Source organism: Dolichospermum sp. UHCC 0352 (assembly GCF_009711925.1).
Lineage (GTDB): Bacteria > Cyanobacteriota > Cyanobacteriia > Cyanobacteriales > Nostocaceae > Dolichospermum > Dolichospermum lemmermannii.
Genome location: NZ_VIKY01000087.1, coordinates 1 through 26,312, shown reverse-complemented (window position 1 = coordinate 26,312; position 26,312 = coordinate 1). Strand labels below are relative to the sequence as shown.

The following is a 26,312-nucleotide window of genomic DNA, read 5'->3' as shown; positions in this document are numbered from 1 at the left end:
TGAGGCAGAGCCTCTATGGTGGCATTCCCAGTCGGAGACTGGGAACGAGAGATTGTATTTATTCTAAATCTGGTTCAACACCAAGCGATCGAAGTTGGGCAATTAATCTTTCGGTTTTTTGCCTTTCTTGTTCTAACTTTTGCCTTTCTTGTTCTAACTTTTGTCTTTCTTGTTCAGCTTTTTGTCTTTCCTGTTCAGCTTTCTGTCTTTCTTGTTCAGCTTTCTGTCTTTCCTCTTCTGTGCTGGTTAATATCCAATTACCGTCTTTGTCGTACCAACGTAACCAAGGCATTTCGACGGTTTTATAACTTCCTTGCCACACTCCTAAACCTAATTCTATTTCGGGAATCCAAAACCGAAAATCTGATAAGTCTACTTCAGCATAACGAGCGCCAGTTAACTGAAACATTCTAAATTCAGATTTATAACGATCAAAGATGGCGTAATAGGGTACTCTTAAAATTTGTTCGTAAACTTCCCATTTACCAGGAGGTTTTTCGACATCTCTTAATATTGTCCCTAAGTCTTCTTTTTCTGTTCCTGGTGAGAGTAATTCAACAATAATATGAGGATTAACTGCTTCTTGCCAAACTACATAACTTAAACGTAAATCTCTTTTTTCATAAAGAGAGGGAACACCTAAAACTGCAAACCAATCTGGACGTTTATACCATGAAGGATGACGCAAATCATAATAAAGATTCAGATCACTTCCTGTAAATATTTGGTCCCTAGGATAGTCAGGTGGACGGAATGTTTCTGCTAATAATTGTGGTTGGAATAAATGAAATTGATCTGGCAAACCAGGTTGATCTTGATCTTCGCTAGGAAGATCATACATTGTCGGTAATGTTTCTTTAGGGGAAAGTGGCGGATCTGTTTGATACATTCTTAACAATCCTAAAGATAGAATTTCTATTTCTATTATGTAGTAATATGATTCGGTTTAGAAAATGGTAGCGACTGTTTTGAATATTCGGTTTTGTGGGTGAGAAAGTCTTGTTTATTGAAAATTTACAAGAATCAAATCTTCCTAATTATGAATTGACCCATCTGGCATTGTAGCGCCTGTGAGTATCGCTCCTTTGAGGTCGGCTTCTGTGAGCAAAACTTTTGTTATCCAGTCCGGTTCCAAGCGGTAGGCTCCTGTGAGGTAGGCTCCTGTGAGGTAGGCTCCTGTGAGGTCGGCTTCTGTGAGGTTGGCTCCTGTGAGGTCGGCTTTGTAGAGGTTGGCTTCTGTGAGGTTGGCTTCTGTGAGGTCGGCTTCTGTGAGGTTGGCTCCTGTGAGGTAGGCTCCTGTGAGGTCGGCTTCTGTGAGGTTGGCTCCGAAGAGGTAGGCTCCTCTGAGGTTGGCTCTTGTGAGGTTGGCTCTTGTGAGGAAGGCTTCTGTGAGGTTGGCTCCTGCGAGGACGGCTTCTGTGAGCTTGGCTCCTGCGAGGACGGCTTCTGTGAGGTTGGCTCCTGCGAGGACGGCTTCTGTGAGGTTGGCTCCGTAGAGGTTGGCTCCGTAGAGGTTGGCTTTTTTGAGGTTGAATCCACTAATATTAACTTTAGTTAAATCAAGATATTTATTTTCTAAATCTGGGTGTTTACGTTCTCCAATCACAGTTAAACACGCTCGAATAGAAATTCTAAGTTCTAGGAATTTTTTTTGATCTTCTGGAGATTGTGACTCATTTTCTTTTATAATAGGTGCATTCTGACGGACAAAAGCTGTCAGAACTTCCATAATTGTCCATTGGTCTGGTTCAGAATCTCTCGCAATTCGTTCTAAAGTATAAATTCCACCTAATATAACTTCAGGTTTATCACTCCCAAGCTGTTCAATAGCCTTAGAAAATCTTTCTGTAATTTGTTTTTGATTTGCAGTCTCTGCATTTTGATTTGCAGCCTTTGCATTTTCATTTGCAGCCTCTGCATTTTTATTTGCCGCGTCTGCATTTCTATTTGTAGCCTTTGCAGTCTCTTCCATAGCCTCTGCACGTCTACCTGCAAAGTAAACATTAACAATTACTGCCCCTCCACTAATGAATAAACCTAATACTTTAAGACTTTCAATAATATATTCATATTTGTTTTCTAATAAATCTTTTTTGTCAGTAATTAAAATCATTGAGATGAAATAAACTGTAACAGCAACAGCTATCAAAAACAAAAATATACTTCCAGTTATCGCCCAATTTTTAATAAAATCGTTTTTATCATCTGTGAACATAATACAATTTCTACTCCCTGTGTAAAATGGCTTTATTAAGTAAGCAATGCAAGATACAGACATTTTAGCACATCAAAAAGCAAATACACTAGAACAAGAAAAAATTTTATTGTTAAAATAACCTTAAATAACGGCAGAAAAATTAAAATTTATTCTTCCTCGTTCCTAGTCTCTGACTAGGAATGCTATCAAGAGGCTCTGCCTCAATATCTCACAAATCAATCAATTCCACCTCTAATAAACTCGGCAATTCCATATAATTCCGGTAACTAGAATAACGCCAATGAGCCGGATCATCAACATACCCACGTCGCACCGGATTATTATGAATATATTCTAATTTTTGGATAAACATTTCTTCATTAGCAATTGCTTGGGGATGAAAACCTTCTTGCCACAGTTGATAATCTTGTTTGATCTTGTGTTTTAATTTATGAAATTCTAATTGATTAAGTATATATTCAGCATTATTTTTCTGGAGTAAATCAATAATGGAACGAGCCGTAAATGATTTAAAATTCCCTATTTCTTTAGATAAGTTTGCAGCCGCAGCGATGAGATGAAGATGATTTTCCATAATGACATAACCATATAATGTCAAACGCTGCTGACGTTGGAGAAAGTTGAGGGAATCTATGATAATTTGGACAAGTTCAATATTGCCAAATAATGGCATCCAATTTACTAATGTGCAGGTGAGGAAATGCGGTTGAGTTCCTAATACATGATAGCGGCTGCGTCCCATTGTTTCATTTAATTTGGTAGATGTGGTGATTTTATTTTAATATGAGAGGCAGTTTTTTAATAATAATGAGGGAATATGGGAGGCAGAGCCTCTAGAGGGCATTCCCAGTCAGAGACTGGGAACGAGGGAACTACACATTCAACGGCTTTTTGGTGACAATTGGCGTGTGATTATCACTATTTGCAATTGGTACAGGGGCAATAGTTTCCTTACCTGTAATTAATCTCGCGCCACGATTGCGGGTAAAATAACTCCACAACCATTGAATCATCACAACTAACTTATTATCAAATTCAATCAAGAAGTAGATATGAATAAATAACCAAACAAACCACGCAAAGAAACCTCTGAGTTTGATAAATCCTAAATCAACAACTGCGGCGTGTTGCCCAATCATTGCTAAACTACCTCTATCCACATATTTGAATGGACGTAATGTTTCACCTTTCAACCGTTTTTGAATGAGTTTAGCCACATATTCGCCTTCCTGCATGGCGACTGGTGCAACTCCCGGTAAAGGTTTATCATTTTGATGGGCAAAATTTGCTAAGTCACCAACTACGAAAATGTTGGGAAATCCTTTAATACTTAGGTCTGGTTCAACCATAACACGACCAGCGCGATCGCTCTCAACTCCCGTCTTATCTGTCAAAACTTTCCCCATTGGTGAGGCTTTCACACCCGCAGCCCACAACACGGTTTTTGCAGCAATTTCTTTAACATCATCACCTTGCTTAATCGTCACAATATCATTTTCAATATGTGTAACTAAGGTTTTGGTTTGCACATCCACACCCAAAGCTTTTAAAGATGCTTCCGCTGTGTGGGATAATTCCGGTGCAAAAGGTGGGAGAATCCTGTCTAAACCTTCTAACAATAAAACTCTGGTTTCTGCGGTGTCAATGTTGCGGAAATCTTCTGTCAGGGTTTTAGTTGCCAATTCAGCGATCGCTCCCGCTAATTCTACCCCAGTTGGACCACCACCAACAATTACAAAAGTTAACAAGGCTTGGCGTTTTACCGGATCACTTTCGCTTTCAGCCGCTTCAAATGCTGAAAATATCCGCCGACGCATCTCAATGGCATCTTCTACAGTCTTTAAACCCGGTGCAAACTCTTCCCAGTTATCCTTCCCAAAATAGGAATGCTTCGCCCCTGTAGCCACAATTAAAGTATCGTAGGGGACAGATTCCGCGCCTACCATCACATTTTGGGCGGTAGTGTCAATATCATTCACCTCACCCAACAGCACCTTTGTATTTTTGCTCTTGCTGAGAACAGACCGCAAGGGAGAGGAAATATCCGCTGGGGACAAAGAACCTGTAGCGACTTGGTACAGCAGTGGTTGAAAGAGATGAAAATTGCGTTTATCAATCAGCGTGATTTGCACATTGGCTTTAGCCATAGACTTAGCGGCATACAATCCACCGAAGCCACCACCAATAATCACGACTTGATGAACCGGTTTCTTGTCAGATAGATCAACCATAAAAAATATTTCCTTCCATTACAGGGCTGTAACTATTCTTAACAAATTTGTATCAAAATTATCACAATTATTTCTGTTTATCTTGAACTTCTGAAAAAAAAATAAAAGTATCTACAGATCCCCGACTTCTCAAAGAAGTCGGGGATCTGATAGTCCGATTTGCGATACAATCGTAAGTCTGCCAATTTCATGACAGCCTTTATAAACAGGAGATGCTTCTATGGCACGTATGTATTATGATGAAGATGCTAATTTAGACCTTTTAAAAGGTAAAACCGTTGCTATTATTGGTTATGGTTCTCAAGGTCATGCTCACGCGCTGAATCTTAAAGATAGCGGTGTTAATGTCATTGTGGGATTATATCCCGGCAGTAAGTCCACAGCTAAGGCCGAAGCTGCTGGCTTGACTGTAAAAAATGTTGCTGATGCGGCCAAAGCTGCTGATTTCATCATGATTTTATTACCTGATGAAGTCCAAAAAACAATTTACAAAAACGAAATTGAACCCAATTTAGAAGCTGGAAACGTTTTAGCTTTTGCACATGGTTTTAATATCCATTTTGCACAGGTTGTACCTCCTGCTGATGTTGATGTCGTCATGGTTGCACCTAAAGGCCCTGGACATTTAGTGCGTCGTACTTATGAACAAGGACAAGGTGTACCTGCGTTATTTGCAGTTTATCAAGATGCCACTGGTCATGCCCGCGATCGCGCTATGGCTTATGCTAAAGGTGTTGGTGGTACACGTGCCGGTATTTTGGAAACTACTTTCCGGGAAGAAACCGAAACCGATTTGTTTGGGGAACAAGCAGTATTGTGTGGTGGTTTGAGTGCTTTAATCAAAGCCGGTTTTGAAACTTTGGTGGAAGCAGGTTATCAACCAGAACTCGCTTATTTTGAATGTCTGCACGAAGTCAAATTAATTGTGGATTTGGTGGTAGAAGGTGGTTTAGCGACAATGCGTGATAGTATTTCTAATACTGCCGAATATGGTGATTATACTCGCGGTCCTCGCGTTGTTACCGCCCAAACTAAAGCGGAAATGAAGAAGATTCTCAGCGAAATTCAATCTGGACAATTTGCGCGGGAATTTGTCTTAGAAAACCAAGCTGGTAAACCTGGTTTTACTGCTATGCGTCGTCAAGAAGCTGAACATCCTATTGAGGCTGTTGGTAAGGATTTACGTGCCATGTTTAGCTGGTTAAAGAAAGCGTAGTCCAATTTTGGATTTTAGATTTTAGATTTTGGATTTGAGAGACGGAAATTTCGTGTCTCTCAAATTTAATTTTTGCAAAAATTAAAATATTGTATCTATAACAGGCAATGCCCATCTTATAGGCATACAAAATCACATCTTCAATAATCATGTAGAAAGCTAAAAAATCGGTTATTTCATTTGCATAAAATCTCTGAGTAATGAAATGATAGAGTTATAATTGAGTTACCAAATTATTACAGTTGCTGAGAAATATTATTGGTGTGGGCTGTTATTGAAATAGGATGAAATTAGTAACGCAACATGATCAAGGATTTTGGTGCGCTACGCTATCATGATTCTACAGCCAATGGAATAATCTCTGGAGTGTAGAAAATGGAATCTCTAATTTCAACTTTCACCCAAAATTTAGATTTTTCCGAATCGGAAATAACAGCAATACTTTCCACACCGTTAAATGAGGTACTAAATTCACCGGCTCTGAAACAAGAATTAGACAGTTTAGATATTAGCTTACTCAAAAAAACCTTACCTACAGCCGGTGCGGTATTGGCTGAACATTTACCACTTTTTTATGATTGGCTAAAAAACGAGTTAGGAGTTGAGCGTGTTCCCGACAGTCCAGATCATACAACAAAATGGGTGGTTGGTTTTCTCAATAATCAAGAAAGTATCAATCACTTAGTTGAATTACATCGTCCCGTACCCCACGCAGCTTTAGAACAAGCTGTTCCCCGGTTGGTGGGTTTATTTGATGGTGTGGAAGATGTGAAAGTGCGTCAAGAATGGGAAAAAGCAGTTGCCGCACTTTGTTTAGTTTTAGTAGTAGATGCCCGTGAACAGGAAAAACTGGCTAATTAATTGGAATTTATAGTCCGAATCAGGATTATTAAGATTAAATGATTAATAGGATTTAGTATGCAGATATTTGCAAACTTTCTGTTTTTCAGATTATTTCTCTGTCTGAATCAGGATGCTCAGGATTGAAGGATTAACAGGATTCAATATGCAGATATTTGCAAACTTTCTGTTTTTCAGATTATTTCAAGAATAACAATCCTGTAAATCTCTAAATCCTGTAAATCCTGATTCAGACATTTTATAAATCCTGATTTTGACTTAAAGTGCTGGACGATGTTGAATCCAAGGGTTAGCGGCTTCTAATTGCGCTGCTAAACTAATTAAGGTAGACTCAGCCGCAGGTTTACCAATTAACTGTACACTTAGGGGTAAACCATGACTATCGAAACCGACAGGAAGGGCGATCGCAGGTAATCCGGTAGCATTTGCAACAGGACAAGGCGCGACCCAATGGGCAATTTTGGCAAATGTTTCTTCCGCACTCAAATCTGCCCATTCACCGACGCGAATGGGAGAATGGAGATAAACTGGTAATACCAATACATCTACAGTATCAAAAAATGCGATAATTTGCCGGGAGACAATTTGCATTTGGGAAAGTGCTTGCAGATATTCAGCTACAGAACCATTTTTTGCTAATAACCATTGGTTTAAAGGCTGTAAGGCTGGCGAAGGAATTCCTGCTGCTGCTATTCCAGCTTGCCAAACTACTATAAATGGTTCAATTAAACTACTAAAATCTGGGTATTTTTCCTCAACTTGATGTCCAAATTGTGCTAATAACCCGACGGTTTTTAATACTCCTTGTTTACAGTTAGCGTCAGCTTCTCCAAAGGGCAGAATACTGGTACTAAAGGCAATTTTCAGACTATCTAATTTGACTTGAGTTGCAGAGAGAAATGATGGTTGCGGATTTGGTAGCCAATAAGGATCACCTGTGACATAGCCAGAGATCACATCTAACATAGCCGCTGCATCAGCCACTGTGCGGGCAAGGGGACCATCCACCGCAATGCCCCCCAAGCGATCGCCTACAGGGGCTTTAGAGACCCTGCCTCTGGCTGGTTTGATGCCAACAACACCACAGCAAGCCGCCGGACCACGCACTGAACCACCACCATCTGAACCTTGGGCAATTGCACTTAATCCCGCTGCTACTGATGATGCGGCACCACCACTAGAACCACCAGGAGTATAGCCTAAATTCCAAGGGTTTCTCGCTGGGGGAAATCCCGCAGGTTCACTGTAAGGATAAGAACCTAATTCCGAAGTTGCGGTTTTACCAAGAATAATAAAACCAGCTTGTTTAATTCTGGTAACTACACCATCATCATGATTGGCAATATTATTTAACAGTGCCGAATTTCCGTAAGTACAAGTAACACCCGCAACCGCACTTAAGTCTTTAATGGAAATTGGTACACCAAAAAATGGCGGTAATTCTGAAGTCGTTGTCAGTAATTCTGTTTTGTTTTTAGCATCAGCAATGGCTAAATCTGCCGTGACTGTAAAATAACTTCCCAGTTGGGGATTTAAGCGTTCGATTCTTTCTAAATATACTTCCACCAACTCTAGAGGTGACACTTCCCGCAGACGGATTAATTGCGCTAACTCTAAAGCTGGGGTAAAAGCTAAATCATTGTTATTCATAGATATAAATTTGCCAACTTCACTTGTGACTTTAGCAGGATTTTTGAGAATTATCGCTATTGGACTTATTGCAAGAATCGGAAAAGTTGACAGGAAAATACTCTCCTTTTCCCGAATTCTACAAAAGGTCTAATTCGTGTTTTTATACTTTACAACAACTCTGAACTTACAGAGTCATAATTTAATAGGGCGAACGATGGGGATCGAACCCACGAATGGTGGTACCACAAACCACTGCCTTAACCACTTGGCTACGCTCGCCATTCACTCTGTGAGTATAGCATTACCTCCAGAAAATAATCAAGCTTTTTTTAGCAGAAATTAGATAATTTTCTTGGTAGTGTTTAAAAGACTAATAAATATACCAGTTCAGGCTAGAATATGAAACCTTTGACTATTCTTATATGTGTAGGAGCAGCGAGCGTTACCGTCCTGGGAGCAATTATGGCGAAAACTAACCCCAATCAGGGTGAATATGAACAATATGCCGTTCAAAAGCTGACAACATATTTAGAAGCTGATGTCTGTCACAAAACACCAAGTTTCTTGGAAAAATTAATCAAAGTTAATTGTCAAGAATTGCTTCAATCCGCCACACCACACATCAAAGAACTGATTACCACCACAACTAACCGACAAGACTATATAATCTTTAGTATTTACCGCACGGAAATCAAACTTGATTCTTGGATACCAGGATACAAATTTGAAACAGTGGGAGCATTGAATCAATTTTATACTTACAATGCTGAAGAAAAATAAATTAGCATCTTTCTCCTGTGTTTCTCAGTCCCCCAGTCCCCAATCCCCAAATATGCAAATTAATAAAATTACAGCTTATCTTTTAGTGTCTCATGGGAGTCGTGATCCTCGTCCAGATATTGCTATGCAGCAATTAGCGGGAATGTTAAGTGAGATATTACCCCAAGGTGAAAATTTCGTAGGTGTTGCTACCCTAGAGGCTAATATCCAACCTTTACACCTGCAAATTCAAGATTTTGCTCATCGTGTTCAGGCTTTTGGTTGTCAAAGGGTGCAAATTATCCCCCTATTTTTGTTACCGGGATTTCATGTCATGACTGATATTCCCGCAGAAATCGCCCTTGCAGAACAGGCTATAACTGAAGGAATGACAATAGAATTGCGTCCTTATATTGGTAGTTATCCTGGTTTAGAAAAGTTTTTCGCGGGGATGATGACTACGATTAAAGCAGATGTATCTATTATTTTGGCTCATGGTAGCCGACGGGCTGGTTCTCATACCCCTGTGGAAAATATAGCAGCTACGGTGGACGCAGTTACAGCTTATTGGTCTGTCCCTCCCAGTTTAGAAGTCAGAGTACAGGAATTGATAGCCGCTGGTTATGGACGAATTGCGATTTTCCCCTATTTTTTATTTACAGGTGGGATAACTGATGCGATCGCTCTGGCAGTAGAAACGCTAAAATTACAATTTCCATCAGTCAGTTTTCAACTCGCACAACCATTAGGAACAAGTCGAGAATTTGCGAATTTAATCGAGAATTTCATCAAAGAAGAGGACAAAGTTTTTGGGTAAAGTTTATTTAGTTGGTGCTGGACCTGGAGATCCTGGACTCATGACTCTCAAAGGAAAGGGTTTATTAGCCTGTGCAGATGTGGTTATTTATGATGCTTTGGTAAGTCCAGAAGTGCTGGAAATGATCAATCCTGAAGCAGAAAAAATCAATGCGGGTAAACGCATGGGTAGACATTCACTGTTACAGGAAGTCACTACCCAATTACTGATTGAGAAAGCGGAGAATAATGCCATAGTTGTTCGGCTTAAAGGTGGTGATCCTTTTATCTTCGGTCGTGGTGGTGAAGAAATGGCGGAATTAGTAGCCGCCGGGATTTCCGTGGAAGTTGTGCCAGGGATTACATCAGGAATCGCCGCAGCGGCCTATGCTGGTATTCCTTTAACCCATCGTCTTTATAGTTCTTCTGTTACTTTTGTAACTGGGCATGAATCCGCCGGTAAGTATAAACCCCAGGTAAATTGGCAAGCCATAGCGCACGGTTCGGAAACTATCGTAATTTATATGGGTATTCACAATTTACCCTACATTATTGAACAGTTTACTCTAGCTGGGTTGAGTTTAGATACACCTATTGCTTTAATTCGCTGGGGAACTCGGCCAGAACAGGAAGAATTAATTGGTGAATTGGGGACAATTGTAGAACAAGTGGAAGCAAAGGGATTTCTTGCACCGGCAATAGCTGTAATTGGTGCAGTCGTTAAAATGCACGGTATATTATCTGATTCTGTACAGGAAAAGTTTGGTTAGGGTTAGAGGTTGTTTGATAGCGAAGCGTGGCGTTAGCCATAAAGTATCAGATGAAACCCATAATCTCCAAAAACCTAACCCCCCTGCCCCCCTTCCCTACCAGGGAATGGGGTTTTCAAAGCCTCTCCCCGCGTCGGGGAGAGGTTTGGAGAGGGGTCAATTTATACATTCAAAACTTTTCAAACATCCTCTTACACATCCTTTTTATTTGTCCTTTGTGTTGATATTCTGTTGTTGAATAATCTCGCTAATTTCTGCCAAACTTAAATTTAAAACCTGTGCGATTTGTTCTCTAGTTAAACCCAATGCTATCAAACCAGGAACTGCGTCTAACTTGGCTTTGTGTTCACCTTCTTCTATTCCCTCTTCTTTTGCTTCTTGATAAAATCGGGTTTGTTTTAACTCACTTAATCCAAACATGGCTTCTATTTCCTCCCTATTCATTCTTGGAAACTTGTAAATTAAAATTGTCTCGATGATTTGTAATACTTGTTGCTGTTGCAGTTGAGAATCTATTTCTTGTTTAGTTCTGGTGATTAATTCTCTAGCTTGGGTAATGGAATTATCTGGGTTAGCGATGATTAGTTTTATTGTAGCAATACCAATGGGTAAAGATGTTGTTTCTGCTAATTCATCGAGATAAATAACTCTAACTCGTTGACTCGTAAAAAATTCCTGATAATGCTGAATATCTTGTGTATCTATGCTGCGGGTTGGATAGATAACTACAGCACTCCAGTGATTTTTGGGGTTGTTTTGGCGAATGTAAAGAAATATTTCGCTAAAAAGTCTATGGTAGAGATCCTTGTCTGATTGAAATTGTACTTCTAAAAAGTAGATGGGGTTATCTGTATTTTGGTTAGGTAAGAAAACTCCATCTATTCTCAAGGCTGTTTGTTTGACTTCAACTGATGAAAATTGATAAAGTTCGGCTAGTTGGGGAGAGTTACCAATCAGTTCAAAAAATATACTAGGTATTTCTTGAAACAATCGGTAAAATATGCTGTCTGTTTTCATTTTAAAAAGGTTTATTACATTTTATTAATGCAGCCTACAGGATTAGCGATCGCTTCATGTTCGAGATGTAGGTACTAAGTCATAAAAACTCATGAAATAGGTTATCAAAGGGTTCTGTATTTTTCCAGCGATAGGTGTTAAAGTCTCGATAATCAACTGATAAAATTTGTCCATGACCTAATTCTTCTGCCAGAATAACGAGAGAGGCATCGGCTAAATCCATCGGTAAATCTTTATATTTTTCCATTAGTTCTTCAATACGCTGGCAATGATGTTGTTTGAGATCAAATATTTGTAGCTTTCCTGTGGAAATTTTATTAATAAAGATTTTTGGAGCATCTATTCCTACTCTTTTTTCTAATAGATAGCACGTTTCTGTGACGACACACCAGGTTGTAATAAATTTCTGATTAGCTAAATCTTGAAATCGTTTTTTGGCGGATATATGAACTGCATCTTTTTTATTAGCAAGAGCTAACCAAAAGCCTGTATCAACTATGATCATATTTTTGATTAAGTTCACGGTCTAAGTAGTTTTTATGGTTTTTAGAGAGGTCTGTTTCAGCTCCTATGCAACCGATAAAATCTGACCAGTCTTGCAAGGAATTTTCTGAGGATTTCTGTTGATTCTGAAGGTAGCGTTTTTTTAGGACTTCTACGAGTTCGACTATGATTTGTTGTGCATCGGGAGGAAGAGACGCAATATCTTGTTGAATTGTATTTAAGTTCATAATTTGATTTTGGTGTTTCCCTGATTATAGTTTAGCAACAAATGTTTTTACTAAACCACCTGAGTTCGATATAAATAATCATCCTGAAAACTAATTATATCAGGCTTTTCTCAATTAGCAATGATTGTTGACAATAAATAAACAAGAGAAAACAATCCAAAATTGAATATTTTGGACTCATAATTTAATTGCATGAAAATAATTAAATTAATAAAGCTGGTAGAGAAGTTACTTCATGTTTATCTAATTTTAAATAAGGTTTTTTATCTTGCCAAGTATAAGCAATTAAACCAGTGGTCGGTGAGCGAAGCCGAACCGCAATAATATTAACCATAAAATTAGAAATACTGCGATGACGAGAATGAACAACTTGGGAAATATTTTGATAGCCTGCGTGGCGTAGCCATAGTTGGTCGTTGACAGTTTCGATTAAAGCTCTTTTTCTTAACATAAATTTTTCCCACAATTCAACTAATTTATTCTTCATATTCTTCTTAAAAGGAGTAATTAATTTCACATCATTTTCCAATAGTTTCTGAAATAAACTTTTAGAAATATATCCTTTATCTCCAAAAAGTCTTCCCCATAAATTTTGTGCCAAAGTAGGAACTGGTTTCCGGTCATCAACATTTCCGGGAGTAACTTGAAAAGCTAATAATTCGCCTTGTTCATTAATAATTAAATGAAGTTTAAATCCAAAGTACCAATCCACAGAACTCTTGCCCCAGCCCGATAAGCCACGGAAAACTTTATTTCTTTTTGCTCTTTTATTATGACAAATATACCCATGCTGTCAATAAAAGAGATGCCACTACATTGACCTTTTCGACTATTAAGATAACAAATTAAAGGCAGTAAAGCATCAGGCATTAATTCAACAAAGCGATTATAACTCACTAAAGATGGAAAATATCTGTGGTAGTTTGTTAAAATGCTTTTTTGATAATAGTCCTGAAAATTACGATAACTTGATTGGTGAAAATGAACAATAATAGTCATGACTTCACTTAAACATAAGCGACTTTTTCTTTTTCTTTTTTGTGACTGGCTCGAAATTAGTTCTGAGTTCAATTTTGCTTCAAAATCCCAACAGAAATCATCTATTGCACAAAATAATTGTTCTAATTCCATTGTCCATTTTCCTTGCTCAAACAACTACTTTATTCTTAAATCTTTGGTGCAATCTTGAGAATGATTAATAATGTTATTTAATGGTTTTTAAGAAAAATTTACAATTTATATTATTTATTCCCAATCAATTGTCAACAACCGAAAATTATTGACAACCGCTAAAAATTTATTTAATCCTGAAACTCTTTCCAGTCAACACTTGTAAGTTATTCTCTTACGTCGAACTCAGGTAGGTTCAGCATAACAGCTTCGCCATCAGGGGCGCGAACGGATATTGAAAAAACACCAACGATATGGAGCAACGCCCCAAAAAGTTATTAGAGCCGGTGTAAGATGTTATCGCCCTTTCAGTTAATTTATAGTTTTCAGTTCTTTTTTAGATATTATATCGTTAATGTTGGGTTTCGTTCCTCAACCCAACCTACAAGATCTGCGATCGCACTAATATTAGCGATCGCAGTTAATCTCAGTTAAGGAAGCACAAGACAATGGATTTTGAGCGAGATCGCTTTTCCCAAAGATGTTTAACGGTGAAGTTGTAAGGTGCGTTACATTTCATTAACGCACCCTACAGGATCAAGTGAACTGCTTGCAGCAGCGCTTCGCTATCGCACTTGTGGTATTCCTCTATTGTTAGATAATTCAGTCAATATTCGTTTATTCTTGATTAGAATCCTAAAATATGGACATTTTCCATTTATTGACAAATCTTTTTCATCATTCCCTTTTCTAAATTTAATTATTTCAAACTGATCGGGATTGAATTTATGTAGAAATGTTATAGGTACACCCATAAATCCTTTGTAGTCTAATGGTATGTCTTGTGTTTTATTCACATTAATACCATCATAGTTGTCATAATGGGGATATTCAATTTCGTTTCCAAAATATCTCTTTGTGAGAGTAATACCTTCGTGTCGTTTAAAAGTGTCTAAATTAGTTAACCATAGACAATTGTTTGGAGAAACTATTCTATTTCCAGAGCTATCAATCCTAGTCTCTGTGCCATAGAGTTCATAGTGTTCGGGGACAATAAAACCTGAAATACCTCTACCAAGGTTTATTCCTAACCACGCCTTGTTTTCCTTAATTAACTTAAATATTTCTTTATAGGTGATAGCATTAATATTGCCAATTATTAAGAATTTTTTATCGTATTTAATTAATTGAGCCACATACTCCCTAAATAATGAAAATGGAGGATTAGTAACAACAATATCGGATTGCTTTAATAGTTCGATACTTTCAGCACTACGAAAATCGCCATCACCTTTAAAATGAACGATGTCAGTTGAACTTGGTTTAATTCTTTCTCCCTCTACACCTGTATATTCAAAGAAAAAACCATTTTCAACTTCTTCGGTATTAAACAAATCCCTTTCTTGTTTTCTATAACAAGCTGTTATTAATTTTTTAATACCCAATTCTGCGAAATTTGATGCGAAGTAATTAAAAAAATTGCTAATCCGAGCATCATCGCAATTACAAAAAACTACTTTATTTTTAAAATGACTTTTATAATGTTTTAACTCATTTTCTATATCTGAAAGCTGTGTATAAAACTCGTCATTTTTGTTTTGTTTTGCTTTTTTCAACAAAGAGTGCTGTACTTTTCTTGCCATTATCAACCCGTATTATTCGTTATTGGTAATTTGGTTAAATATTTCACTACCTAATGCCTTAAGAGAGGACTTAGACACTTCAATCATAATATCAAACATTTTTTTTGCATCCCATTTTTCTCCATTTCCTTGTGTATAAATTGAAGCTGCTTGAAGCATAATTGTTTTATCATGATGCTTAACAAATTTATTTTTACACAAATTAGTGTTAATTGGCATTCCATAATTTGCAGAGGTCAATCTATCTAATCTATTTAGCATCCCTGAATCATAATCAAGAGTTACCACCCTTCCATCAGGTCTTTTAATTGAAATAGTTTCAGTTAGAAAATTTGACCCTTCCAGAAATAAGATGTAGGGAAAATGGGATTTAGATAGCATAAAATTAGCAATTTCTGATATGTTTTTATGAGATCTTTCTATTGCATTACCAGCAGCCATCAAGTCTTGATTATTATCTGTACCAACTAGTTTTCCTTTGTGGATATTTTCAATGTCTTTCCCTTGATGTTTAGCTTCCGTTACAAGCACCACCCTCCAATTACCGTTATCGTCTTTTACTTGAATTATTCCACCATCAGGTTTAATACGTGAATTTGGCACAAAAAGTGTTTGTCCTAATTGTGAATCAAGTTTCTGTAACGCTTCGTTTATTTCTTTTTTACTTATGCTTGTTTTGTATTTAAAAGATAATTGAGGAAATTCCTTTTCAAGCTGTTTAATTACAAGGCGTGAAATTTGTCCAACTGCTATATCGTGGGACTTTGCTTCCTTTCCAAATATACCAACTACACCTTGAGACTCTTTATGTTGATTCGTTAATCTTTTTGATTGATTTTTTTTAGACATATTGTTTCTTTACTATTACCTCATTTTTACTTAAAACTTTTGGTACTTTGTTCTCTTTATGTATGACTATGTATTATACAAAAATTTTCTGTATAACACTTTTGAATACAGGTATCTAGTAAACATTACAGGCGATTCTTGTCAAGTTATGCAGAATTTGTCTGCATAATACACCCGTGTAATGAGATTATATAGAATTTTTCCGTATATCCCTTGGTATTATCCAGAATTTTTCTGTATAATGTCCTATGGAACAACGTCCTAAAAAACTGCTAGAGCAGGTACAAGATGTGATCAGGCTCAAGCACTATTGGATTGTTAGACATTCTCCAAAAATTTAAACTTTTCCACCTCCAACTTCAACCTTTCATTCTCCATCCTTAACGCCAATATTTCATTTTTCTGCAACTCAATTAACGACTTTTGACTAATTACCTCACCAAAGGCTTTTTTCCTATTTTCCATCCCAAATCATCTTTGATAAGTCTTTGTATGTTCATCAACAGTATGACCTAAATTATCTGCTGCTGCTTTCATCGCTATTCCCTGAAGATTCTGTTATTTTTATCCTGTAACTTTTATCCCTGCTCTAAATTCCCGCAGTGCTTGAGCATGATTTTCTATATTAATACAACCCATCAATAAATCTACATCTAAACTCGGTAAAAGTTGCGATTTACTAACAGCTTCATACCCCTCATTTCCTAAACTATAAAACAATAATTCATCATTAATCCAAAACCAAACTTCAGGAATTTGTAACCGTTTATATGCTTCCAGTTTATCAATTCCTCCACTACTAATAACCACCTCAATCACTAAATCAGGGCGTTTTCTATTCGCTCCCAATTCATAAGATTCATCACCTTCTTTTTTAACTTTTTCAAATTCATTTTCTAAAGTAACAGAACCAGTAGGAGTAAAATCTAACTCCAAAAATTCTAAATAAATTTCTAGTAAAGCCCCAATACGTTCTTTGATAATTTGATATTTCTTACTTGGGTTTTTCCGAATCTCCAAGACTCCATCTAAAAAAGATAACCTTACCCCTGGGCGCTCAATTAGCTGTTCAACAGCTTTAAATTCTCTCCAGGTTAAGTCGCTAATTAAAATTGGTTCTGCTTCTCGTTCAATGAGTGTAGTTATCATAATTTAAACCCAAATTTAGAGATTGAATTTTGCTCAACGGGAGATAATATAAAAACAGAGTCTTATGAAAAACATCATGCAAGCATACAAACTCAAAGGAAAAATTGATCAATCTGGTAACTTGCTGATTACCGAACCCGTGAATTTACCCCCCCGGAAATGTGGAAATAATAGTCTGGTAAACTACAAATACCCTTTAATATTGAATAGAATTTTCTTGAAGCCATTCTGATATGGTTTCTTGACTTTCTTGGCCGTTTGCTAGTCGTTCCATTATTAAAACAACTTCCGGTTCTGGAACATCCAACGAATATCCATTTAATTCCAGAAAGATAGCCATTACTACGAAAGCTACCCGTTTATTACCGTCTATAAAAGCATGATTTTTAGCAAATCCATAACCATAAGCCGCTGCTAAATCAAATATACTGGGTGTAGGTTGACCATAAGCAAGTAAATTCTTTGGTCTATCTAAACTAGCTACAAACAAACTGTTATCTCGCACACCTGCAAGACCACCATGCTGTATTAATTGGTCTTCATGTATAGCTGTAACAATTATTTCATCTAACCAGAAAATTCCATTCATTTCCCTAACTCATGAAGTGCATTTCTGTATTTTGTGCTGACTTTTTTGTAGGCTTCCATTGCTTTTTCAAAATCAGGATTACAAGAAGTTATCATAACACCTGCTGGGGTTTCAGTGACAAATACGCTGTCTCCTTCTTGAACTTTAAGTTTTTCCAGGGCTTCTTTAGGTAATGTTAAGCCCAAGGAATTTCCAACTCTACGAATTTTTAAGGTGTACATAAGTTAATAGCTTCTTTATCAGAGTAATACTATTGTAATAACATATTTTATGAACCACCCCATATTAGTTCCTTGAAGATGTGGTTTTTTACTTTAGTCAGTCACTTAGTGATAGATGAAGATTACACTGGATAAATGTAATCCTCAATATTTCCCGATTGTAAGCTGTTACGCAGCTAAATTTGATAACCTTTTATTGATAGGTATTGTCATCCTGTCAGGGTTTATTAACCTGAATACTGAATTTTCACACAATATGTTGAAAAATTATTTTCAGTAAATCTCCTTGGGAAAAAGGCTTTTCTAAATAACCATTAGCTTTCACAAACTTAGCTTTGGCTTTATCTCTTAATCCCATTCTTTCAGTCATCAAAATCACAGGAGTATTTTTATAATGCGTGTGCTTCCGTAATAAAGAACAGATTTCATAGCCATTTAAATTAGGCATTTCTACACTTAGTAAAATTATATCTGGCTGCGCTCGCAGAATTTCCATTAAAGCTTGGGAAGAATCCATGAATTTCAGCACAGAAAATATTTGCTCATCTAAAAAATTTTCCACAGCATTTAATATGCTATAATCATCGTCCACACCCAAAATACTGTATTTCTTTCTAGCAGTAACTTGAGGGTTAATCGGCTGATTTATATGTGGTTCAGAATCAACTTGCTCAGAATTATTTTTGGGTAATTGCTCCTGAGATGTGCTATGTAAATTTGACTGATAATGATTTTCAAAATTCAAATTTTCCTGAACATCAACCTTTACCCCTGATTGAGATTGTTCCACTAAAGTTCTTAAATTCAAATGACAAAATTTAGGCAGATTATCTAAAAAAGTATGAGGAACAAATTCATAACTGCCATATTCTAAATTCAGTAATGGTTGTAAAACCTCCAGCGCCAATTTTTCAATCAGCAAAGCAGCCTGGACGTGACTAATATATTTTTGATCAACTAACCAACAAATTGCTAAGTAATCTGGATTGGGGATTGATTGATTCTCAATATCTTTTTCAAAAATCATCCGTACCTGTTCGTTGATACCCATAGGAAGAGTAGAAATTTGCTGACTTAATTGCTGTAAATTTCGGTAAAGAGGTTCAAACATTTCCTCAGAGTAACCAGCGTAAATTAACTTACCCTGATCCATATATATTGACCATGCACCCGACTCGCTAAAGACTTGTAAACAACCAGTAAAAGAATTATTAGTAATCTTCTTTAATAAAGTAATTGGTTGTAGCTTTTGGAAAAATCTATATCTACTAATCGGAATTGTATTCATACTCTGAGATTGATCATTAAAATTTTCTCTCATGATCATTTAATTACTGGATTTTACAAAGGTTTTAAATTCTAATTCTTGAATTCTTACTTTTAGGTTACTATAGATTTTTTAGAGAAATAAAAAAGTATGTTAAACATAATATGAAAAAATGAAGTCTAGAGGTTTGACCCGAACACCTCTAATTTTTAAGCTCAATGTTTCTTAAATCACCCAATACCTAATCGTGTCTGCAATTAATAATATCCAAGTTACCGAAAATAGCGATCGCCTAGATCGTTACCTATCCCAAGAGTTATCAGATTTATCCCGTTCTCGCATCCAGCAGTTAATAGAACAGGGTCATGTCCAAATTAATAATCTCATCTGCACATCTAAGAAGATTAACCTGAAAACAGGCGATCTCATTACCCTCGAAATTCCCACCGTTCAACCTTTAGCAATAAGCGCCGAGAATATTCCTCTAGACATCCTCTATGAAGACGACGAGTTAATTATTATCAATAAACCCGCCGGTTTGGTTGTTCACCCCGCACCAGGCCATCCTGACGGAACTTTAGTTAATGCTATCTTGGCACACTGTCCCAATTTACCGGGAATTGGTGGCATTCAGCGTCCGGGAATTGTCCATCGTTTGGACAAGGATACAACGGGAGCGATTGCGATCGCTAAAACAGACCTGGCTTATCAACATCTACAAGCACAACTACAAGCAAAAACCGCCAGAAGAGAATATTTAGGTTTAATTTACGGAGTCCCCAAAACAGAAACCGGAAGCATAGACTTACCCATTGGTCGCAATCCCCAGGACCGCAAAAGAATGGCCATTGTTTCTATAGAAGATGGTGGACGTAATGCTGTCACCCATTGGCGAGTAAAAGAACGCTTTGGAAATTACACATTAATTCACTTTCAACTAGAAACAGGCCGGACCCATCAAATTCGCGTCCACAGTGCCAAAATGGGTCATCCTCTCGTTGGCGACCCCATTTATAGTTCTGGTCATTCCCTCGGCGTAAATTTGCCAGGACAAGCATTACACGCTTGGAAACTCCAGCTACAACATCCCGTTGCTGGAAATTTGGTGGAAGTGACAGCACCCCTTCCCCGCAGCTTTGCAACTTTACTGGAAGTGTTGCGCCGTCGTAGTGGTCTTTATTAAGAATTTCTGCAAAAATAGCCATTTATTCTCAATTTGTGAATATAGCTTTTTTAGTATTTATATCCCCCCTGGGGGGAAAAAGTAGCAGGTTTTCCAAATATTTAAGAATGTAAATTTAACAATTCTTAACAAAACTTAGCTAAAACTTATACAACAAAAAACTGCTGTAATCCATTTATGATAGTGAGTTTCTGGAAAATTAAAACAATCTTTAACTGCTGAATATTGCGATTGTTGTCAAAAAATGTAAAGTTGTGCAACAAAAATATTGACTTTTTATCAGATGTAATCCTTGTATATAAAGGATTTGAGCTAGTTTGTAGGCGATGATCTTATTTATTCATAATTTGTAACAAATAATGGCTCTATGGCATTGTATAAACATAAACTGTAGGGGTTAAACAACAGGAGAAAGTTGAAAAAAGCAGGCAATTCAGCAGGTTTGCCAGTTTCTCAAAAAATTCCCCTTGACTCTCATAATTTCTGGTTTGTAAACTGTAAACTAGTAGATGAGAGGACAGAATGAGAGACGCTTTGATTTGACTCCGTTGCGAACAGATCCAAATTAGTTTTAATTTAGACATCTCTCAACTAAGTAATTTAGGAGATTAGAGTCCATGACATTAGATGTATTTTCCAAAGTTGTTTCCCAAGCTGACGCTAGAGGCGAATTCCTCAGCACCGAACAACTAGATGCTTTAACCGCAGTTGTAGCTTCCGGCAGCAAGCGTTTAGATGTTGTTAACCGCATTACCAGCAACGCTTCCGCTATCGTTACCAACGCGGCTCGTTCTTTGTTTGAAGAACAACCCAACTTGATCGCTCCTGGTGGAAACGCTTACACCAACCGTCGTATGGCTGCTTGTCTCCGCGACATGGAAATCATTTTACGCTATGTAACCTACGCAGCGATCGCTGGTGATGCTAGTGTTCTTGATGACCGTTGCTTAAATGGTTTGCGCGAAACATACCAAGCTTTGGGTACTCCTGGTTCTTCCGTAGCAGTTGGTGTTGGTAAAATGAAAGAAGCAGCGATCGCTATCGTTAACGATCCTAACGGTATCACCAAAGGTGATTGCAGTTCTTTGGTTTCTGAAGTTGCAAGCTACTTCGACCGCGCTGCGGCTGCTGTTGCCTAACAATTCATTACAAATTAGCTCGAATCTTAATTGAGCTTTTCCCAGTAAAACAAGCAAGAAACTATCTAGGAGATTTTCACCAATGAAAACACCAATTACCGAAGCAATCGCATCTGCTGATACCCAAGGACGCTTTTTAAGCAACACCGAATTACAAGCAGTTAATGGTCGTCTAGTTCGTGCTGCTGCCAGCATGGAAGCTGCTCGTGGTTTGACAGCTAACGCTCAAAAATTAATTGACGGCGCTACCAGTGCTGTATACAGCAAATTCCCTTACACCACCTCTACACCAGGCAATCAATTTGCAGCTGATAGCCGTGGTAAAGCTAAATGCGCTCGTGACGTTGGTCACTACCTCCGCATCATCACCTACAGCCTAGTTGCTGGTGGAACAGGTCCTTTGGATGAGTTCTTGATTGCTGGTTTGACTGAAATGCACGCAGCTTTCGACTTATCTCCTAGCTGGTACGTAGAAGCTTTGAAATCTATCAAAGCTAGTCATGGTTTGAGCGGTCAAGCTGCTAACGAAGCTAACACCTACATTGACTACGCAATCAACGCTCTTAGCTAGATAGCGTCATGCCCGGAGAGGGATACAATTGTTAGATGGAGTTACCCCTCAAGGGGTTTGCCAGTTATTCATGGGGAGTCACTGCGTAAGTTGGAAAATATTCCGACGGGGAATTAAGTGACGTTAAGACCGTACATGATCACTCTGGTTCACCTAGCAATTGGATCTGGCTCCGGGCATAGTTTTATCTACAAATAAAATAGGTCAAGAGGCAAGAGGCAAGAGGCAAGAGGCAATAGTCAACTGACCACTGACCACTGACCACTGACCACTGACCACTGACCAAGCTTTATTCAGCCAAAATTCGGCACAATAAAGGGGAAAAATATGGCAATTACAACAGCAGCTTCCAGACTGGGAACAGAGCCTTTTAGTGACGCACGCAGAGTTGAACTGCGCCCTAACCCCAGCCGCGAAGAAGTCGAAGCGGTAATTCGTGCCGTTTATCGGCAAGTCTTAGGGAATGATTATATATTGGCATCAGATCGTTTGATTGGTGCAGAATCACTTCTCCGTGATGGGAATTTAAGCGTGCGCGAGTTTGTTCGCAGCGTGGCTAAATCAGAACTCTACAAAGCTAAATTCTTCTACAACAGTTTCCAAACTCGGTTAATTGAACTCAACTATAAACATTTGTTGGGTCGCGCACCATACAATGAGTCAGAAGTAACTTATCACTTAGACTTATATATTAACCAAGGTTACGACGCGGAAATTGACTCCTACATTGATTCTCAAGAATATCAAAACAGCTTTGGGGAAAGTGTTGTTCCCTACTATCGCGGTTTTGATTTTCAAGCAGGACAAAGTGCCGCCGGTTTTACGCGGATGTTCCGTTTATATCGTGGTTATGCCAACAGCGATACTGCTCAAGTAGAAGGTTCTAAATCTCGTTTAGCGCGGGAATTAGCTAGTAATAAATCTTCCTCAGTTGTTGGCCCATCTGGTAGTAACGATAATTGGGGTTTCCGTGTATCTGCGGATAACGCTCCTAAGCAAAATCTCGGTAATGCCGTAGGACAATCGAATCGCACTTACCGTGTTGAAGTTACAGGCATTCGCAATCCTGGATACCCCAGTGTCCGCCGTAGCAGCACAGTATTTATTGTCCCTTACGAGCGCCTTCTAGACAAAATGCAGCAAATTCAGAGAGTTGGCGGCAAAATTGTCAGCGTAATTTCCACCTAAGATCCGGCGCTGTTCACAAAAATATCGCGGGTCGTGTGGAAGCCACTTGGCTTCAGACAGTGGAGGAAACACGCCACGAGTGGTTTTAACCACCGTGAAAATGATAAAATTAAACTGTGAGTAGGAATAATCATCTACGTATTGAAGTGTTTTGTAAGGAGCAACCCCTGATTTACCTCGTACCTGCACTGCAACTCTGGGTAAACAAGTAATGGGAAAACATGGAGCGTACCGAACTGGCTTGTGATGAACTCGGAAAGCATTAATTGAATCCTAAGTAAGCGCAATTGCAATACTTCTCGTGCTAGTAGTTGTTTTGAGCGTCTAGGGGGATATTTGACTATCCCTTTTAAGTTAAATCTTAGAGAATCTGCGTGTCTTCAGACCGCAGAGTGTCAACGACAAAACTCATCATAGGAGATATAGAAGTAATGTTCGGTCAAACCACACTTGGTGCTAGTAGTGTTTCTTCATCTGCCAGCCGCGTATTTCGTTACGAAGTTGTCGGCTTAAAGCAAAACCAAGAAACCGACAAAAATAAATTCGACATTCGCCGCAGTGGTAGCGTATTTATTACCGTACCCTACGGACGCATGACTGAAGAAATGCAGCGGATTAGCCGTTTAGGTGGCAGAATCGTCAAAATTGAAGCTTTGACAGTAGCAGAATAAGTATAACTTCCTGGCAATGATAGAAACCAGTGGAGAAGAATATTCTGCCCAGAATGCACCAAATCTGACACCAGAGATAGCTATTGCTAACCTGCAATCATCAGATTTAAGTCTCCGCTATTATGCTGCTTGGTGGTTGGGTAAGTTCCGAGTCCGTCAGCCAGAAGCCATAGACGCGCTCATTGCTGCGCTAGAGGATGAATCTGACAGAACCGAACTGGGTGGTTATCCCTTACGGCGTAATGCTGCCAGGGCGCTTGGTAAATTAGGCAATTTAAAAGCCGTACCAGGTTTGATTAGGTGTTTAGAATGTGCTGATTTTTATGTCCGCGAAGCAGCAGCCCAATCTTTAGCTATGCTTGGAGATAAAACCGCATTACCAGCCCTGATAAAACTGCTAGATGGGGGAGTTGGCCAAGCCGTACAAGTACCTGGTTTTCCCCACCTTGCCCAGCCCTATACAGCAGTATTAGAAGCCTTGGGAGCTATGGGTGCAACTGAGACTATTTCCCTTGTGCAGCCTTTTCTCCAGCATTCTGTGCCTCGATTGCAATGCTCCGCCGCCAGAGCCATGTACCAACTGACACAAGACTCTATTTATGGCGAGTTATTAGTGAAAACTTTGGCCACAGGTGATTTGAAAATGCGTCGCGTTGTTTTGGGGGACTTGGGGGCAATTGGGTATTTGGCCGCAGCAGAAGCGATCGCCCAAGCGCAAGTGGAAAATAGCTTTAAACTTATCGCTTTGAAAGGATTATTAGAGTATCAACTGCCACAACAGTCTGATACTTTTGGTATATCTGAACAAGCTATCCGAGTCATGAATCTCATGGATTCACTCTTGTAGTCAGTAGTCAGTTGTTAATTGTCAGTTGTAAAACTACTGACCACTGACCACTGACCACTGACCACTGACCACTGACAACGGAAAAATGGATGAACTAATTCGGGCTATTACCGTAGCAGACACACCTTCCCAGATGGTGACAGCAGTTAAAAATCTGGCAGCAGCCAAAGATCCATCGGCAATTCCGACCTTAATTGCTGTCTTTGGTTATAACAATCCAGAAGCAGCCATAGTGGCAGCAGCAGCATTGACGCAGTTGGGAGGAATAGCAGTTCCACAATTGCTAGACCAAATTGATGATTATAACTATGGCGCACGGGCTTATTCGATTCGCACTCTCGCAGCGATCGCAGATCCCCGTGCTTTGGATATTCTCATCTCTACAACACTCACTGATTTTGCCCCCAGTGTTCGCCGTGCCGCTGCTAAGGGACTAGGAAATCTACATTGGCAGAAGCTAGACATTTCCGCCAGTCAAATAGCCATCAACCGCGCCCTAGAGACACTTCTCTTTATCTGTGAAGATACAGACTGGTCAATTCGTTATGCTGCTATTGTTGGATTACAAGCTTTAGCAAAAGTAGCTCTAGTCCAATCGCCTATTCTTGCTAAATTTCAATTAATGCTGACTAACGATCCTGAAAAAGCAGTTCGCGCTCGCGTTCAGTTGGCCTGTAGCCAGTAAACTGATTTATATACCATATAACAAGGTAAAAGTAAAGATGTCAATACCACTACTAGAATACGCGCCCAAATCGCAAAACCAGCGAGTAGAAGGTTATGAAGTCCCCAACGAAGACACCCCAACTATTTATCGCTTAGATCGGGCTACCTCAGATCAAGATATTGATAGCATCATCTGGGCTGCATACCGCCAAATTTTCAGCGAACACCTGATTTTAGCCAGCTATAAGCAAACCGCTTTAGAATCACAACTGCGAAATCGGGCAATTACCCTGCGTGATTTTATCCGGGGTTTAGGTAAATCAGAGGTTTACCGCACCCAAGTAGCAGATACCAACTCCAACTATCGCTTAGTTGACATCACCTTAAAACGGTTCTTAGGCCGGGCTGCTTACAACAAAGCCGAAGAAATCGCTTGGTCAATTGTCATTGCGACCAAAGGTTTACACGGTTTTATAGATGCTTTATTAGAATCAGACGAGTATTTAGATAACTTTGGTGATGATGTTGTCCCCTACCAACGTCGTCGTTTTGGTTCACGCCCCTTTAACCTGGCTAACCCCCGTTATGGTTCTGACTGGCGCGATACCCAAAACATTCGCGAAATGGCTGGCCGTTCCTACTATAGCATCCGCACATCAGGACAACTAACTACAGCAGATATCCGTCGGGCAATTCCTGCCAACTTCTTCATTATGGCTGGGTCTATTATTACCAACGAATGCAACTACCAACGGAGTTTGGCCACTGCCCAATCTTTTGTTAGTAGCAGCGAAATCCCTGATACAAGCAGAGATCATCAAGAACAACCCACAATTAAACCTGTAGCAGTTTCTTTACCTTATCGTTATATTCCTGCTAACGCCAAAAATTAGTTATTGGTGATTGGTGATTGGTGATTGGTAATTGGTAATTGGTAATTGGTAAAAATAACCAACAACCAACAACTGTACGGGCGAAGCATTTGGAGA

Annotated in this window: 27 protein-coding genes, 1 tRNA gene and 2 pseudogenes; 13 read left to right on the top strand and 17 right to left on the bottom strand. The window is 38.8% G+C overall.

All coding sequences use genetic code 11. From position 1 onward, the window contains the following. Positions 1 to 58: 58 nt before the first annotated feature. The 4 genes from FJR06_RS05905 to FJR06_RS05890 form a co-directional block, all read right to left on the bottom strand. Complete coding sequence (locus FJR06_RS05905; RefSeq protein ID WP_015078993.1) at positions 59 to 889, bottom strand: Uma2 family endonuclease; 831 nt, start codon at positions 887 to 889, stop codon at positions 59 to 61. A gap of 144 nt (positions 890 to 1,033) precedes the next feature. Beyond that, complete coding sequence (locus FJR06_RS05900) at positions 1,034 to 2,215, bottom strand: pentapeptide repeat-containing protein (RefSeq protein ID WP_168651035.1); 1,182 nt, start codon at positions 2,213 to 2,215, stop codon at positions 1,034 to 1,036. Positions 2,216 to 2,426: 211 nt separating this feature from the next. Then, on the bottom strand, positions 2,427 to 2,960 hold the full coding sequence (locus FJR06_RS05895) for a transposase (RefSeq protein WP_015078995.1): 534 nt from the start codon (positions 2,958 to 2,960) through the stop codon (positions 2,427 to 2,429). A gap of 130 nt (positions 2,961 to 3,090) precedes the next feature. Beyond that, entirely contained in the window at positions 3,091 to 4,449 is a 1,359-nt protein-coding gene (locus tag FJR06_RS05890) for an NAD(P)/FAD-dependent oxidoreductase (RefSeq protein WP_168651034.1), read from the bottom strand. 220 nt (positions 4,450 to 4,669) lie between these two features. Here FJR06_RS05890 and ilvC point away from each other — a divergent pair, with 220 nt between their 5' ends. Continuing rightward, positions 4,670 to 5,665, top strand: a complete 996-nt coding sequence (gene ilvC, locus FJR06_RS05885; protein WP_015078997.1) for a ketol-acid reductoisomerase — start codon at positions 4,670 to 4,672, stop codon at positions 5,663 to 5,665. A 375-nt stretch (positions 5,666 to 6,040) separates the two neighbouring features. Continuing rightward, the gene (locus FJR06_RS05880; protein ID WP_015078998.1) at positions 6,041 to 6,526 is read left to right on the top strand and encodes a hypothetical protein; all 486 of its coding nucleotides are present in this window, start codon (positions 6,041 to 6,043) and stop codon (positions 6,524 to 6,526) included. A 258-nt stretch (positions 6,527 to 6,784) separates the two neighbouring features. Here FJR06_RS05880 and FJR06_RS05875 read toward each other — a convergent pair whose 3' ends face one another. Both FJR06_RS05875 and FJR06_RS05870 read right to left on the bottom strand, forming a co-directional pair. Next, entirely contained in the window at positions 6,785 to 8,176 is a 1,392-nt protein-coding gene (locus FJR06_RS05875) for an amidase (protein ID WP_015078999.1), read from the bottom strand. A gap of 188 nt (positions 8,177 to 8,364) precedes the next feature. Further along, positions 8,365 to 8,437: transfer RNA gene (locus FJR06_RS05870), tRNA-His, on the bottom strand. Positions 8,438 to 8,557: 120 nt separating this feature from the next. Between FJR06_RS05870 and FJR06_RS05865 the strand changes: the two genes are divergently transcribed. From FJR06_RS05865 to cobA, 3 genes are read left to right on the top strand one after another with little or no spacing between them, the layout of a single operon-like run. Then, the gene (locus FJR06_RS05865; protein ID WP_015079000.1) at positions 8,558 to 8,938 is read left to right on the top strand and encodes a DUF4359 domain-containing protein; all 381 of its coding nucleotides are present in this window, start codon (positions 8,558 to 8,560) and stop codon (positions 8,936 to 8,938) included. Further along, a complete protein-coding gene (locus FJR06_RS05860) occupies positions 8,922 to 9,734 on the top strand; it encodes a sirohydrochlorin chelatase (RefSeq protein WP_015079001.1) in 813 nt (270 codons plus the stop codon). Before FJR06_RS05865 ends, FJR06_RS05860 begins: the two co-directional genes overlap by 17 nt. After that, positions 9,727 to 10,482: a uroporphyrinogen-III C-methyltransferase gene (gene cobA, locus FJR06_RS05855; RefSeq protein ID WP_015079002.1), complete on the top strand. Its 756-nt coding sequence runs from the start codon at positions 9,727 to 9,729 to the stop codon at positions 10,480 to 10,482. Before FJR06_RS05860 ends, cobA begins: the two co-directional genes overlap by 8 nt. A 204-nt stretch (positions 10,483 to 10,686) precedes the next feature. On the opposite strand, the gene FJR06_RS05850 is transcribed toward cobA, so the two are convergent. The 11 genes and pseudogenes from FJR06_RS05850 to FJR06_RS05800 all read right to left on the bottom strand — a co-directional run bounded on the left by FJR06_RS05850 (position 10,687) and on the right by FJR06_RS05800 (position 19,079). Continuing rightward, positions 10,687 to 11,499 (bottom strand): Rpn family recombination-promoting nuclease/putative transposase, encoded by an 813-nt coding sequence (locus tag FJR06_RS05850; protein WP_015079003.1) that lies wholly within the window; start codon positions 11,497 to 11,499, stop codon positions 10,687 to 10,689. A 79-nt stretch (positions 11,500 to 11,578) separates the two neighbouring features. Then, the gene (locus tag FJR06_RS05845) at positions 11,579 to 12,004 is read right to left on the bottom strand and encodes a type II toxin-antitoxin system VapC family toxin (RefSeq protein WP_015079004.1); all 426 of its coding nucleotides are present in this window, start codon (positions 12,002 to 12,004) and stop codon (positions 11,579 to 11,581) included. Then, positions 11,991 to 12,230: a hypothetical protein gene (locus FJR06_RS05840; protein WP_015079005.1), complete on the bottom strand. Its 240-nt coding sequence runs from the start codon at positions 12,228 to 12,230 to the stop codon at positions 11,991 to 11,993. The genes FJR06_RS05845 and FJR06_RS05840 overlap by 14 nt, the downstream gene beginning before the upstream one ends. 202 nt (positions 12,231 to 12,432) lie before the next feature. Beyond that, a pseudogene (locus FJR06_RS05835) lies at positions 12,433 to 13,361 on the bottom strand (IS982 family transposase). A gap of 605 nt (positions 13,362 to 13,966) precedes the next feature. Beyond that, on the bottom strand, positions 13,967 to 14,983 hold the full coding sequence (locus FJR06_RS05830) for an adenine-specific methyltransferase EcoRI family protein (RefSeq protein WP_015079008.1): 1,017 nt from the start codon (positions 14,981 to 14,983) through the stop codon (positions 13,967 to 13,969). A gap of 12 nt (positions 14,984 to 14,995) precedes the next feature. After that, a complete protein-coding gene (locus FJR06_RS05825) occupies positions 14,996 to 15,832 on the bottom strand; it encodes an EcoRI family type II restriction endonuclease (RefSeq protein WP_015079009.1) in 837 nt (278 codons plus the stop codon). 318 nt (positions 15,833 to 16,150) lie between these two features. Continuing rightward, positions 16,151 to 16,387 (bottom strand): annotated as a pseudogene (locus FJR06_RS24245) (site-specific integrase); the annotation flags it as partial. Between the two features lie 9 nt (positions 16,388 to 16,396). Continuing rightward, positions 16,397 to 16,981, bottom strand: a complete 585-nt coding sequence (locus tag FJR06_RS05815; RefSeq protein ID WP_168651033.1) for a Uma2 family endonuclease — start codon at positions 16,979 to 16,981, stop codon at positions 16,397 to 16,399. A 196-nt stretch (positions 16,982 to 17,177) separates the two neighbouring features. Further along, complete coding sequence (locus FJR06_RS05810; protein WP_015079011.1) at positions 17,178 to 17,570, bottom strand: type II toxin-antitoxin system death-on-curing family toxin; 393 nt, start codon at positions 17,568 to 17,570, stop codon at positions 17,178 to 17,180. Continuing rightward, positions 17,567 to 17,791, bottom strand: a complete 225-nt coding sequence (locus tag FJR06_RS05805; protein ID WP_015079012.1) for an AbrB/MazE/SpoVT family DNA-binding domain-containing protein — start codon at positions 17,789 to 17,791, stop codon at positions 17,567 to 17,569. Before FJR06_RS05805 ends, FJR06_RS05810 begins: the two co-directional genes overlap by 4 nt. Before the next feature lie 247 nt (positions 17,792 to 18,038). Further along, positions 18,039 to 19,079 carry a response regulator gene (locus FJR06_RS05800; protein ID WP_015079013.1) on the bottom strand — a complete coding sequence of 347 codons (1,041 nt, stop codon included), beginning with the start codon at positions 19,077 to 19,079 and terminating at the stop codon, positions 18,039 to 18,041. A 226-nt stretch (positions 19,080 to 19,305) separates the two neighbouring features. Here FJR06_RS05800 and FJR06_RS05795 point away from each other — a divergent pair, with 226 nt between their 5' ends. The 8 genes from FJR06_RS05795 to FJR06_RS05760 all read left to right on the top strand — a co-directional run bounded on the left by FJR06_RS05795 (position 19,306) and on the right by FJR06_RS05760 (position 26,216). After that, positions 19,306 to 20,241 (top strand): RluA family pseudouridine synthase, encoded by a 936-nt coding sequence (locus FJR06_RS05795; protein WP_015079014.1) that lies wholly within the window; start codon positions 19,306 to 19,308, stop codon positions 20,239 to 20,241. Between the two features lie 617 nt (positions 20,242 to 20,858). Further along, a complete protein-coding gene (locus FJR06_RS05790; RefSeq protein ID WP_015079015.1) occupies positions 20,859 to 21,380 on the top strand; it encodes a phycocyanin subunit beta in 522 nt (173 codons plus the stop codon). A gap of 82 nt (positions 21,381 to 21,462) precedes the next feature. After that, positions 21,463 to 21,951, top strand: coding sequence for a phycocyanin subunit alpha (cpcA, locus tag FJR06_RS05785; protein ID WP_015079016.1), 489 nt, complete (start codon positions 21,463 to 21,465; stop codon positions 21,949 to 21,951). A gap of 327 nt (positions 21,952 to 22,278) precedes the next feature. After that, positions 22,279 to 23,139, top strand: a complete 861-nt coding sequence (locus FJR06_RS05780; protein WP_015079017.1) for a phycobilisome linker polypeptide — start codon at positions 22,279 to 22,281, stop codon at positions 23,137 to 23,139. A gap of 431 nt (positions 23,140 to 23,570) precedes the next feature. Continuing rightward, on the top strand, positions 23,571 to 23,810 hold the full coding sequence (locus tag FJR06_RS05775; protein WP_015079018.1) for a phycobilisome linker polypeptide: 240 nt from the start codon (positions 23,571 to 23,573) through the stop codon (positions 23,808 to 23,810). A gap of 16 nt (positions 23,811 to 23,826) precedes the next feature. Then, a complete protein-coding gene (locus tag FJR06_RS05770) occupies positions 23,827 to 24,657 on the top strand; it encodes a HEAT repeat domain-containing protein (RefSeq protein WP_168651032.1) in 831 nt (276 codons plus the stop codon). Between the two features lie 85 nt (positions 24,658 to 24,742). Then, complete coding sequence (locus FJR06_RS05765; RefSeq protein ID WP_015079020.1) at positions 24,743 to 25,342, top strand: HEAT repeat domain-containing protein; 600 nt, start codon at positions 24,743 to 24,745, stop codon at positions 25,340 to 25,342. A gap of 37 nt (positions 25,343 to 25,379) precedes the next feature. Then, positions 25,380 to 26,216, top strand: a complete 837-nt coding sequence (locus FJR06_RS05760; protein WP_015079021.1) for a phycobilisome rod-core linker polypeptide — start codon at positions 25,380 to 25,382, stop codon at positions 26,214 to 26,216. Positions 26,217 to 26,312: the final 96 nt, after the last annotated feature.